General features: G+C 46.1%; 12 protein-coding genes. 9 read left to right on the forward strand and 3 right to left on the reverse strand.

The annotated features are described in order from the left end of the window. Positions 1–190: 190 nt before the first annotated feature. Positions 191–733, reverse strand: a complete 543-nt coding sequence (gene orn, locus ACKLNH_RS18660; RefSeq protein WP_413113774.1) for an oligoribonuclease — start codon at positions 731–733, stop codon at positions 191–193. A 77-nt stretch (positions 734–810) separates the two neighbouring features. Here orn and rsgA point away from each other — a divergent pair, with 77 nt between their 5' ends. From rsgA to ACKLNH_RS18680, 4 genes are all read left to right on the forward strand, one after another. Next, positions 811–1,863, forward strand: coding sequence for a small ribosomal subunit biogenesis GTPase RsgA (gene rsgA, locus ACKLNH_RS18665; protein ID WP_413113775.1), 1,053 nt, complete (start codon positions 811–813; stop codon positions 1,861–1,863). A gap of 111 nt (positions 1,864–1,974) precedes the next feature. Then, positions 1,975–2,850, forward strand: a complete 876-nt coding sequence (gene asd, locus ACKLNH_RS18670; protein WP_413113833.1) for an archaetidylserine decarboxylase — start codon at positions 1,975–1,977, stop codon at positions 2,848–2,850. 139 nt (positions 2,851–2,989) lie between these two features. Beyond that, a complete protein-coding gene (locus tag ACKLNH_RS18675; RefSeq protein ID WP_413113776.1) occupies positions 2,990–4,396 on the forward strand; it encodes an SLC13 family permease in 1,407 nt (468 codons plus the stop codon). An 88-nt stretch (positions 4,397–4,484) separates the two neighbouring features. Next, positions 4,485–5,372 carry a DMT family transporter gene (locus ACKLNH_RS18680; protein WP_413113777.1) on the forward strand — a complete coding sequence of 296 codons (888 nt, stop codon included), beginning with the start codon at positions 4,485–4,487 and terminating at the stop codon, positions 5,370–5,372. Between the two features lie 24 nt (positions 5,373–5,396). Here ACKLNH_RS18680 and epmA read toward each other — a convergent pair whose 3' ends face one another. Further along, positions 5,397–6,365 carry an elongation factor P--(R)-beta-lysine ligase gene (gene epmA, locus ACKLNH_RS18685; RefSeq protein WP_413113778.1) on the reverse strand — a complete coding sequence of 323 codons (969 nt, stop codon included), beginning with the start codon at positions 6,363–6,365 and terminating at the stop codon, positions 5,397–5,399. 510 nt (positions 6,366–6,875) lie between these two features. Here epmA and frdA point away from each other — a divergent pair. The 4 genes from frdA to frdD are packed head-to-tail and all read left to right on the forward strand — an operon-like array spanning position 6,876 to position 10,174. Then, on the forward strand, positions 6,876–8,678 hold the full coding sequence (gene frdA, locus ACKLNH_RS18690) for a fumarate reductase (quinol) flavoprotein subunit (protein WP_413113779.1): 1,803 nt from the start codon (positions 6,876–6,878) through the stop codon (positions 8,676–8,678). Further along, a complete protein-coding gene (locus ACKLNH_RS18695) occupies positions 8,678–9,415 on the forward strand; it encodes a succinate dehydrogenase/fumarate reductase iron-sulfur subunit (RefSeq protein WP_413113780.1) in 738 nt (245 codons plus the stop codon). Before frdA ends, ACKLNH_RS18695 begins: the two co-directional genes overlap by 1 nt. A gap of 2 nt (positions 9,416–9,417) precedes the next feature. Further along, complete coding sequence (gene frdC / locus ACKLNH_RS18700; RefSeq protein WP_413113781.1) at positions 9,418–9,801, forward strand: fumarate reductase subunit FrdC; 384 nt, start codon at positions 9,418–9,420, stop codon at positions 9,799–9,801. A gap of 10 nt (positions 9,802–9,811) precedes the next feature. Beyond that, entirely contained in the window at positions 9,812–10,174 is a 363-nt protein-coding gene (frdD, locus tag ACKLNH_RS18705; protein ID WP_413113782.1) for a fumarate reductase subunit FrdD, read from the forward strand. A 110-nt stretch (positions 10,175–10,284) separates the two neighbouring features. Here the strand turns inward: frdD and efp are convergent, their stop codons facing one another. After that, positions 10,285–10,851 (reverse strand): elongation factor P, encoded by a 567-nt coding sequence (gene efp / locus ACKLNH_RS18710; protein WP_413113783.1) that lies wholly within the window; start codon positions 10,849–10,851, stop codon positions 10,285–10,287. 32 nt (positions 10,852–10,883) lie between these two features. Between efp and epmB the strand changes: the two genes are divergently transcribed. Beyond that, a complete protein-coding gene (gene epmB, locus ACKLNH_RS18715) occupies positions 10,884–11,906 on the forward strand; it encodes an EF-P beta-lysylation protein EpmB (protein WP_413113784.1) in 1,023 nt (340 codons plus the stop codon). Positions 11,907–13,028: the final 1,122 nt, after the last annotated feature.

Below are 13,028 nucleotides of genomic sequence, written 5' to 3' on the forward strand. Positions count from 1 at the left end.
GAGGTTCGAACTCGTGACCTCAACCTTGGCAAGGTTGCGCTCTACCAGCTGAGCTAGTGTCGCACTCATGAACGGAAAGTTATTGAAACTTCGTCGTTCAGGGCTGCGCATTATACGAGGTATTTCCTCAGATGCAAGGGGGGTAACAGGTTTTTTTTCAACTGGATTGCATTCGAACAAAAATGCATCATTATTTGAAAAAATGTTCACGATAGTAAGCAAGTTCTGCAATTGACTCACGAATATCGTCTAGCGCCAAGTGGGTGCCCTGCTTCTTAACCCCTTTTAATACCTCTGGCTGCCAACGGCGTGCTAACTCTTTAATCGTACTAACATCTAGATACCGATAGTGAAAATACTGCTCCAATAATGGCATCTGCTTATATAGGAAACGGCGATCTTGGCCAATACTGTTGCCACAAATAGGCGAAACACCAGACTTAACCCATTGAGACAAAAAGGCAATAGTCTGATTTTCAGCCTCTTCCATTGACACTTTTGACTGCTGAACTCGTGCCACTAAACCGCTACCGGTGTGTGTTGTTGTACACCACTCATCCATTTTATCCAGTTCGGCTTGAGGTTGATAAATCGCTAATACTGGTCCTTCAGCTAAAATGTTTAAGTCTGCATCGGTTACAATGGTCGCAATTTCGATGATCTTATGTGTTTCAGGGTCTAACCCTGTCATCTCAAGATCTATCCAAATTAAATTCTGATCGCTCATTGTCATCGTAGTTGCCTATTTTGTGACTAAAACATGTATGATACCGAGCTTAAAGCGAAAGCCAAACAACAGATGAACAAATTGTGGCAAAAAAGAAAAAGTTAACCAAAGGGCAAACCCGACGAGTACGCTCTAACCAAAACAAACGATTACAACGCCAACAGGACGATGTTCAGTGGGATGAATCCCTACTGGAAGCTGCTCAAGAGGGGTTAGTTATCACGCGTTTTGGTCAGCACGCTGATGTTGAAGATACGACATCGGGAGAAATTCACCGCTGTAACTTGCGTCGTAGCATAAAAAGCCTCGTTTCTGGTGATCGGGTCGTATGGCGACCTGGTATTGAGTCATTACAAGGTATTGCTGGCGTTGTTGAGGCCGTGCATGAACGCGAATCCATGCTCACTCGTCCAGACTATTACGACGGCGTAAAAGCTGTTGCAGCTAACGTTAACCAAATTGTCATTGTGTCTGCCGTGCTTCCAGAGTTGTCATTAAACATTATTGACCGTTACTTAGTTGCCGCTGAGACAATAGGCATCAAGCCATTGATCGTTCTAAACAAAACTGACCTAATCGCCAGTGAAAACCGCCCAGATATCGATAAGAAGCTGGCTATCTATACCAGCATTGGCTATCACGTTATCTTGGTCAGCTCCCAATCGGGTGAAGGCATGACAACGCTACAGGAAGCATTAAAAGGGCACATTAACATTTTCGTCGGCCAGTCTGGTGTTGGGAAGTCGAGCTTAGTTAATACCTTGATCCCTGAAGTGGAAGCCGATATCGGTGATGTTTCACAAAACTCTGGCCTAGGAAAGCACACCACCACTGCTGCACGCCTGTATCACTTCCCGCAAGGAGGAGATCTTATTGATTCTCCAGGCGTTAGGGAGTTTGGGCTATGGCATCTAGACAAAGAGCAAGTCACAAAAGCGTTTGTCGAATTTCGACAATATCTTGGTGGGTGCAAGTTTAGGGACTGTAAACATAAAGACGATCCAGGCTGCCTGCTACGCCAAGCGGCAGATGAAAGGAAGATTGCCCATTCTCGGTTCGCTAACTACCATCGAATCGTTGAAAGCATGGATGAGATGAAGGCCAATCGACAATTTTCTCGGCATAAGCCTGAGTAACGGGATCTGCTTACCGATTTGACAGGGGAAGACTGACTTTCCCCTGTTGCTGTTATAGTATTGCCGGTCATTTAGCCAAATCCGGTACCTAGAGAATACGACATCATGTCAATCATCGATAAACTAAAAATCACATTTCAATACCTACTACCTAAACATGCTATCACGCGCTTAGCGGGAAAAGTGGCAGCATGGAAAGGTGGTAATATCACCACATCGATAATTAAAGGCTTTATTCGTCAATACAATATCGATATGACAGAAGCGGCTGATGCAGATCCTGCCGCCTACCCAACGTTCAACCAATTTTTTGTGCGTGAGATGAAGTCAGGTGCACGACCAATTGATGACAACAGCAATAGTCTCTGTTTTCCCGCTGATGCCTGTGTGAGTCAATTTGGTCCAATCGCTAATGATCAACTGATCCAAGCTAAAGGGCATACTTACAACGTTTGTGAATTAGTCGGTGGCAATAAAACCTTAGCTGCACAGTTTACTGACGGCCATTTTGCGACCCTTTATCTCTCTCCACGAGATTACCACCGTGTCCATATGCCGTGCGATGCGACACTGCGTCAAATGGTGTACGTCCCTGGCGATCTATTTTCCGTTAATCAACTAACCGCTGAGCATGTTCCTAACCTGTTTGCACGCAACGAGCGTGTCGTATGTCTTTTTGATACAGAGCATGGACCAATGATTCAAATTTTGGTTGGCGCAACCATTGTCGGTAGCATTGAAACGGTTTGGGCAGGAACTGTTACCCCGCCTACCGGATCCATGATTCGTCGCTGGGATTACCCTCAAGATGGGTCGGATGCTATTCATCTGAAAAAAGGTGAAGAGATGGGGCGCTTTAAGCTAGGCTCAACCGTCATCAACCTTTTCCCAAAAGATATGATGCAGTTTGAATCCTCAATGGCTGTAAATAGCGTTACTCGCATGGGACAAACTTACGGTCACTTTAACTCTAATCTCGTAAAATAGACTAAATTCATTTTTTGTGAGCTAACGGGGGTTTTCAACCCCCGTTTTAGATCGGAAAATTGACATAATCGACGCTTAGGCCAACAAAAAGCAGTATCCTAGATTACAGTTTTTAACAATTTAATCAATTATTTGGCCTATGAATAATATCTCTATATCGTCCGTAGTACGGATACTGCTTGCCTTTGGCATTCCCTTACTGATCCTCACCCTTCCTTCAAGTGCTATTCCCATTGAAGGACTCACACAAGTGCAACACCGTCTGCTCGCGATTTTTGCCTTAGCAGCCTTGTTGTGGGTGCTTGAACCTGTTCCCGTTTTTGCAACATCAATTTTAATTATTGTTTTGCAACTTGTTCTTATCTCCGACAATGGCTTAACCGTCTTAGCTCCGACAGGTGAGAATGAAGTACTTTTGAAATACACCGATATTCTTAACGCCTTCTCCTCCCCTATCATTATTCTCTTTATGGGGGGGTTTGCATTAGCCATCGCTGCATCTCGTTACGAGCTAGATAATAACCTTGCTCGCGTGCTGCTAAAGCCGTTTGGCACACAACCTAAATTTATCATGCTCGGGTTAATGCTGATCACTGCTGTTTTCTCAATGTTCATGTCAAATACTGCAACCACGGTAATGATGCTGGCACTGCTAGCCCCGATTGTTGCCTCCGTTCCGAAAGGGGATACGGGTATCAAGGCGCTTGTACTCTGCATCCCAATCGCCGCAAATACTGGCGGTATTGCAACACCAATTGGTACCCCACCCAATGCTATTGCCTTACAATACTTAGAAGGTGAGCATGCCATTACCTTCATGCAATGGATGATGCTCGGCCTACCATTTGTTATTGTTCAATTGGCCTTTGCTTGGTGGCTTTTGCAAAAACTCTTCCCGACAACATTAGAAAAGATTGAACTCAATCTAGAAGGATCATTCCAAAAAGGCTGGCGTGCGATGGTCGTCTACGCTACTTTCGCGATCACAATTTTACTGTGGATGACCACCTCACTACATGGCATGAATGTCTATGTTGTCTCTGTTATCCCACTCGCTTCGTTTACATTGACGGGCATCATGGGCAAAGATGAGCTCAAGCTTATTAACTGGGATGTGCTTTGGCTCGTCGCCGGAGGGATCGCGATTGGCATGGCCTTGGGCAAAACTGGGCTCGCCGAAGCACTCGCGCATGCTATCGACTATGATAGCTTGTCGCCTATTGCGGTGGTGATAACTCTATCTATCATCTGTTGGTTAATGGCTAATTTCATGTCAAATACGGCCACTGCTAACTTGTTAGTTCCTATTGCTGCGGCGGTTGCTACATCAATGGAGTCCTTAGCCACCATGGGGGGCTTGCAAGGTGTATTGGTCGTTGTCGCATTTTCTGCCTCGCTGGGTATGATTCTTCCCGTCTCAACGCCACCAAACTCTCTCGCCTACTCTACCGGATTAATTGAGAGTAAAGACATGGCAAAAACAGGCATTATCATTGGCCTTGTTGGCCTTAGCATTGTTTATACTTGTGCATTAATCCTTACCTAACACTTAAGTTATAATCAACAACAGTTCGAGTCGGGCGTAAGCCCGATTTTTTGTCGCAACCAGTTAAACTCTCACGAATTGATATTCTATGACTTATGAATGGTTAGCGCTGGGGGCTGCCTTCTTATGGGCACTCAGCTCGATGATCTCTGTAACGCCAGCTCGACATTTAGGTACCTTTGCGTATAGCCGCTGGCGAATGGCATGTGTCACTCTAATGCTTGTCTGTGCGGCTTGGGTTACTAATGGCTGGTCGACGCTGGCGTTTGAAAGCTACCCATTAATGATGCTGTCAGGGCTTGTCGGTATTTTTATTGGTGATACCGCCCTTTTTGCTTGCTTTAATCGTGTTGGGCCGCGCCGTGCTGGGTTACTCTTTTCGTGTCACGCTGTGTTTTCCGCCTTATTGGGCGTATGGTTATTTCAGGAACACCTTTGGGGTTGGAAACTATTGGGGGCCCTTCTCGTCTTTTCTGGGGTGCTGATGGCGGTCTTTTTTGGGCAAAAAAATAGCTCACACACGTGGGAATCAATCAATGGAAATATCTGGCTGGCTGTCGCGCTTGGTCTGATTGCCGCTCTTTGTCAATCTCTTGGGGCCGTTATCGCCAAGCCTGTTATGGCTGCAGGCGTTGACCCGATTGCGGGTTCGGCCTTGCGCATGGCCAGCGCTCTCGGTGCTCATTGCTTGCTGTACTTAACGGGCACCTCGGTAGCAAAAGCCACTCAACCGATAAACTTTGCCATTTTGAGTCAAGTGGCGCTCAATGGCTTTCTTGCTATGGGCGTAGGGATGACCTTGATTATGATTGCACTATCAAAAGGCGATGTCGGGATGGTCAGTATATTGTCCTCAACCACCCCAATCATGATCCTGCCAATGATGTGGCTATTCACGCGACAGCGCCCTAATGCACCATCTTGGGTTGGTGCCTGCTTCGCTGTATTAGGCACCGCAATTATCCTAAAGTGGTAGTGCGGCTAGCAATCCAGAAAACGCTTAAGCACGGGCAACAGGAAAAGCCATCACAGCATCAATATGATCTTTTTCTAAAGCTAACATAATCAATCGATCAACCCCCAACGCAACTCCGGCACAATCAGGCAGCCCAGCATCCAAAGCTGCCAGCAAATTCTCATCAATTAATTGTGGCGGCAAATGGTGAGCGAGACGATATTGGTTATCTGCTTCAAAACGCAGGCGCTGCTCGTTAGCATCTGCCAACTCATGAAACCCATTCGCCAACTCAATGCCTTTAAAGTAGACTTCAAAGCGCTCTGCCACTCGATGATCTTGCCGACAAATTCTGGCTAATGCCGCTTGAGATGCTGGAAAGTTATACACCATCGCCGGCGTATCTTGACCAATCTTCGGTTCAACCCCAACACTAAACAATAACTGCAGCAGTGTATCGCGATTCTGCTCTGACTCGGCGATATCACTGAGGCCCAATGTCGCCGCAACTTGCTTCAATGTCGACATTGATGCCTCCAATGGGCAAACCCCCAATACACGCTGAAATGCATGCTGATAAGTCATCTTTTCCGCTGGCCCTTCCCCTAATATGGATTGTAGCAATGTATCAACCTCTATCATCAGTTGATGATGGTCAAAGCCAACCCGATACCACTCCAACATGGTAAATTCTGGGTTGTGGTAACGCCCTGATTCTTCATTACGAAATGCTTTACCTAGCTGATAAATACAGCCACTGCCTGCACTCAATAAGCGCTTCATATGAAACTCTGGACTTGTCATCAGGCGCAACTTTTTCCCTTTCGCAAATCCTGGTCCAACAAATTCGGTTTGAAAAGTATGTAGATGCACATCGGTAACCGTTGCCTGACTCAACGCCGGCGTTTCCACCTCAAGCACATCACGAGCCAAAAAAAATTGCCTAATAGAAGCAATTAATGCTGCACGTCGCTTTAAAACTGTAATATCAGCTGAGGGCTGCCATAACGTCATACTTTATCCTATTCTTTTTAACTACTATCACCACCGCCGCTCAATAAAGCTGAATGAACGCTGAATATCGGCCGCGCTTTTTGTGGGGTTATTATTACTCAAACGGTATACTTCGCAACGATACATATTTACCATTAATGTAATAGCAACAAGGCAGATGCCTCAATCGCATCAAATCTCGTTTGGATCAGATTTGAACTTTCAATCCAAACCAGAAGGTAATGGTAAGTATATGTTTGTTATGAATTAACACAAAAAAAGGCAAGCACGTCATTGACACGCTAGAATGAAAACAACTGTTAATGTGTTAATAAGCTTATACTACTCTACCTCTTGATGTAGATCACAGATGTTGCGTTTTTTTGCTGTCTATTCATATTTTGAATAGGAATGTGCGTCAAAATCAAATATTTCATGAATTTTGTTCACTAGAATGTGCACAAGATTTTTTAAGGGCTAGGGGCTTTTAAGTTCCTTTTTTAATTTTTACCTTTCCTCCGGAGAATAGCTGTGAAAACAATCACCACAGATATCGCTGTCGTTGGTGCTGGCGGTGCTGGCCTACGTGCCGCGATCGCTGCTGCCGAAGCAAACCCAGAGCTGGAAATCGCTCTGATCTCCAAAGTTTACCCAATGCGTTCGCATACTGTAGCAGCCGAAGGCGGCTCTGCAGCGGTTATCAAGGATGAGGATAGCCTAGACAATCACTTCAACGATACTGTTGGCGGTGGTGACTGGCTATGTGAACAGGATGTGGTGGAGTACTTTGTTGAAAATGCCACCCGTGAGATGACCCAATTAGAGCAATGGGGTTGTCCATGGAGCCGTAAAGAAAACGGTGACGTTAACGTTCGTCGTTTCGGTGGTATGAAAGTAGAGCGTACTTGGTTTGCCGCGGATAAAACCGGCTTCCATATGCTACATACTCTGTTCCAAACCTCGATCAAATATGATCAAATCAACCGTTTTGACGAATACTTTGTGGTTGACCTGATTGTATCTGAAGGCGAAGTTCAAGGCCTGATCGCTATTCACATGGCGGAAGGTGAAATGGTATGCATCAAAGCAAAATCTGTCGTTCTAGCGACAGGTGGTGCTGGTCGCGTTTATAACGTGAATACCAATGGCGGTATCGTAACAGGTGACGGCATGGCGATGGCTTATCGTCACGGTGTACCACTACGTGATATGGAATTTGTTCAGTATCACCCAACGGGCCTACCGGGTACCGGCATCTTAATGACTGAAGGTTGTCGTGGTGAAGGTGGTATTATCGTTAACAAAAACGGTTACCGCTATCTACAAGACTACGGCATGGGTCCAGAAACCCCAGTTGGTCAGCCTAAGAACAAATATATGGAATTGGGTCCACGTGACAAAGTTTCTCAAGCGTTCTGGCACGAGCAGCAAAAAGGTAACACCATCGATCACCCATTGGGCGACGTTGTTCATCTAGACCTACGTCACTTAGGTGAAGAGTACCTAAATGAGCGTCTACCGTTCATCTGTGAACTATCAAAAGCTTACGTTAACGTTGACCCTGCTAAAGAGCCGATTCCAATTCGCCCTACCGTACACTACACCATGGGTGGTATCGAAACAGACAAGAACAACGAAACCAAGATTAAAGGTCTCTTTGCGGTTGGTGAGTGTTCTTCTGTTGGTCTGCACGGTGCAAACCGCCTAGGTTCAAACTCACTAGCAGAATTGGTTGTCTTCGGCCGCCTAGCTGGTGAAGGTGCAGTTAAACGTGCTGCAGAGTTTAAAGGTTGGAACGAGAGTGCCGTTGAACAAGCGATTGCTGATGTTCAAGCACGTATCGACACCCTGATGAACCAAGAAGGTGATGAGAACTGGGCCGAGATCCGTACCGAAATGGGTAGTGCCATGGAAGCGGGTTGTGGTATCTACCGTCGCGAAGACTTAATGCAAGCGACTGTTGATAAACTGGCTGAACTGCGTGAGCGTTACAAGAACATCAGCATCCAAGACAAAGGTAAAGTCTTCAACACTGATCTACTTTACGCTATCGAAATTGGTTACGGTCTTGAAGTTGCACAAGCAATGGCTCACTCAGCACTTCTACGTCGCGAGTCTCGTGGCGCACACCAGCGTCTAGACGAAGGCTGTCAAGCGCGTGATGATGTGAACTTCTTGAAGCACACTCTTGCTTATTATAACGGTGATGATGCACCACGCATTGAATACAGCGATGTAACCATTACCAAGTCTCAACCTAAAGCACGTCTATACGGTGCCGAAGCTGAAGCTGCTGATGCCGCTGAAAAGGCTGCTGAGAAGGAGGCGAAATAATGTCTGCAAACCGTATCCAAAAAGTATCGATTCTTCGTTACGACCCAATGAAAGATGCAGAACCATATCTGCAAACGTTCGAAGTACCATTTGACGACACAATGTCTGTGCTCGATGCTCTGGGCTACATCAAAGATAACCTAGACAAAGATCTGGCCTACCGTTGGTCTTGTCGTATGGCTATCTGTGGTTCATGTGGCCTGATGGTAGATAATGTGCCAAAACTGGCATGTAAGACTTTCCTACGTGATTACCCAAATGGCCTAACCATTGAGCCATTAGCCAACTTCGCGATTGAGAAAGACTTAATTGTTGATATGACACCATTCATCGAGCGTCTAGAAGCGATCAAACCTTATATCATCGGTAACGATCGCAAGCCTGAAGATGGTCCAAACAACCAAACACCAGCACAAATGGCAAAATATAAGCAATTTGCTGCTTGTATTAACTGTGGTCTTTGTTATGCCGCGTGTCCTCAGTTCGGCCTAAACCCTGAGTTTATCGGTCCAGCCGCTCTGACCATGGCGCACCGCTACAACCTAGACAGCCGTGATAACGGCGCTGATGAGCGTATGAAGCTAATCAACGGCGACAATGGCGCATGGGGTTGTACTTTTGTAGGTTACTGTTCTGAAGTTTGTCCGAAGAGCGTGGATCCTGCCGCTGCAGTTAACCAAGGTAAAATCGAGTCGTCTAAAGACTTCGTTATTGCCATGATCAAACCGGAGGCCTAATTATGAGCAATCGTAAGCCTTACGTTCGTGAAATGACGCGTACTTGGTGGAAAGATCACCCTTTCTACCGCTTTTACATGGTTCGTGAAGCCACTGTGCTACCACTGATCCTATTCACCCTGTTCCTAACTTTCGGTCTAGGCAGCTTAGTGCTAGGTGAAGCGGCGTGGGAAAGCTGGTTAGGCTTTATGAAAAACCCAATCGTTATCGCGATTAACATCGTTGCCCTAGCTGGTAGCCTGTTCCATGCGCAGACGTTCTTCAGCATGATGCCACAAGTAATGCCTATCAAATTGAAAGGCAAAACAATCGATAAGAAAGTGGTTGTGCTTGGTCAGTGGGCAGCGGTTGCCGCTATCTCACTTATTGTTCTAGTTCTGGTTTAAGGAGTTAATTGTGGTCAATCGCAATCCTAAACGTTCAGACGAGCCAGTATGGTGGGGCCTATTTGGTGCCGGTGGTACTTGGTTCGCAATGATCACACCAATTACCGTTTTGGTATTGGGTATCTTAGTACCAATGGGCATCATCAGTGCCGAGGCATTGAACTACGAGCGCGTTAGCGCGTTTGTTAGCAGCTGGATTGGTATGGCATTCACTGTGGGTACACTGGCTTTGCCAATGTGGCACGCTATGCACCGTATACACCACGGTATGCACGATCTGAAGTTCCACATCGGTACTGTTGGCAAAATCGCTTGCTATGTTGCAGCGTACACTGTGTCAATTTTAGCCGTTGTCTTCGTATTCATGGTATAAGCCAGTCGATACGAAATAAAAACACCGCCTTTGGGCGGTGTTTTTTTATCTCTGAGCATCAAGAAAATAAAAAGCGCATCACCATGTACGCGCCTATCTAACCTCGATGACTACTTTACACGACTCACATACTCGCCTGAGCGCGTATCCACCTTAATGGTTTCGCCAATCTGAATGAATAGAGGAACACGCACAACCGCACCAGTAATTAGTGTCGCAGGCTTGCCTCCGGTACCCTGAGTATCACCTTTTAGACCAGGATCTGTCTCTGTGACTTCAAGCTCAACAAAGTTTGGTGGCGTTACCGTAATAGGATTACCATTCCACAACGTTAGCGTACAGCTGTCGTTCTCTTTCAGCCATTTCGCACTATCACCAACAGCTTTCATATCAGCACCAAGTTGCTCAAACGTTTCGCTGTTCATAAAGTGATAGAATTCACCATCGTTGTATAGGTAGTCTAGCTCCAGATCCATAACGTCAGCGACTTCTACCGTCTCGCCTGACTTAAAGGTTTTCTCTAGCACCTTACCAGAAAGCAGCTTACGGATTTTCACGCGATTGAATGCCTGACCTTTACCCGGTTTAACATACTCGTTTTCGAGAATGACACAAGGCTCATTATCAAGCATAATTTTAAGACCGCCTTTAAACTCATTAGTGCTAACAGTAGCCATTTTTTCCTCTTTCTATCTTCGAGTTAAATTTAATGCCACACATCATAACCCGAAACGTACCAACTGTTGAGCAAAACTGGCTGACAGAACTTGCGAATGCGATCACTGACCCCGATTCTTTACTGGCTCAACTTGATATCGATCCCACACCGTATAAGGCTGGGTTTGATGCAAAACGTTTATTTGCCCTTCGTGTACCTCAAAGCTTTATTGATAGAATGGAAAAGGGCAACCCTAATGACCCATTATTGCGTCAGGTTTTACCTCTCGTTGACGAGCTCACAACTCAGCCAGGGTACAGCCAGGATCCACTTAATGAACAAAACAACCAACAACCGGGGGTTTTGCACAAATACCATAATCGCTGCCTGCTCATTGTAAAAGGCGGCTGTGCCATCAACTGCCGCTACTGCTTCCGGCGCCACTTTCCTTATCAAGACAACCGAGGAGGAAAGCGCCAATGGCAAGCTGCGCTGGATTACATCGCAACCCAGCCTGAACTTGATGAAGTCATCTTATCTGGCGGCGATCCATTAATGGCCAAAGATCATGAGCTCGAATGGTTGCTAACAGCGCTCGCACAACTGCCTCACATCAAACGGCTACGGATCCACACCCGTTTACCTGTCGTAATACCTGCACGAATTACAGAGACACTCTGTCAGCTCCTTGCGAAGAGCCGCTTTCAAGTCGTGCTCGTCACGCATATCAATCATCCCAATGAAATTGATGCTGCCTTCGTCAAGGCCATGGCGAAATTGAAAGGAACAGGCGTCACATTGCTTAACCAAGGAGTATTGCTGAAAGGGGTCAATGACCATGCAGAGACACTCATAGCCCTGTCTAATCGGCTATTTGACGCTGGCATACTGCCTTATTACCTACATGTACTTGATAAGGTACAAGGCGCGGCACATTTCTATGTCAGTGATGAAACCGCGCGCTCGCTGCTACATAGCATCATGCAAAGGTTATCCGGATACTTAGTACCACAGCTAACACGTGAGATCGGCGGACGTATGAGCAAAACACCACTGGATTTACATCTCGAGTAGCTTTGCTTATCTCAATGCATCAATAAGAATAAGGCGAAGCGCTTCTGGTGAGCGCATATAAAAGAACGGGCGCGACTTACGTCGCGCCCTGAGGTCTTACTCGCAGCAATCCTGCTACAACGATGCTCCCTGCATCATCCATAATTAGTATGCTGAATCCATCAGCGCTATCCATAATCTTCGTCCTGAAGAGTTCCTTGGCGTCCTGACCCGTCAATGCATCCTTATTGACTCTCTCGACCTTCCTGGCGGTGTCCTATCTTTATCCTAAAGAGGTTCCTACACATCCCTGCCAATGGTTCATCCTCGACCACTGCTTCTCTTCCTGAGGCGCCTATCCATGACTTGTCCTGTCCTTGTCACCTCCGTGATGACATGGTTAAGAATACGATATTCTGGCGACAGAAAAAGCCCTCTGCACGTAGTCGATTATCCGGCGAAGTGGTAGGAGGTCTACAATATAATTATAAGCATTTGATAGAAAATAAATAATTTCTGGATATCGGTATATTTACCATCTTAACGATCTAAAAAGTCCCACGTTACTGTGAGAGATCTCTTACAAACATAACGGCAAATTATGAAAATCGCTACCAGCACGGCTCATGCAAATAAGAGCAGGCGGTACAATAAGGGGTTGAGTTATGAGGATGAAACGGTAACGTGTTTTTAGAGCGCACATAAAAGAGCGGGCGCGACTTGCGTCGCGCCCTAAGTTTTACTTGCAGCAATCCAGCTACTATGGTGCTCCCTGCATCATTCCATGATTAGTATGCTGCATCCATTCAGCGCTTCCGTATACTTCATCCTGAAGCTGTCCTAGTCATCCTGACTTGTCGATACATCCTTATCGACTCTCTCGACCTTCCTGGCGGTGTCCCTGACTTCGTCCTGAAGCGTTCCTTCCTCTGTCCTAGAGGTGTTCCTTCGTCATCCTGACACAGCGTCAATCCTGACTCTGTCTACAACATCCTGTTGTGGTCCTTTTTACGTCCTTGCCAGTTAACTCATCCTGAGCCACTGATTCTCATCCTGAGATTACCAATTCCGTTGCGGTTCCTGTTCCGTTCTGTCGTCATCCTGTCGACAAAGAGAATATTACGCTATTAGAGAGGGATTAAA

Origin of the sequence: Thaumasiovibrio clandestinus (assembly GCF_047250365.1) — a bacterium.
GTDB lineage: Bacteria > Pseudomonadota > Gammaproteobacteria > Enterobacterales > Vibrionaceae > Thaumasiovibrio.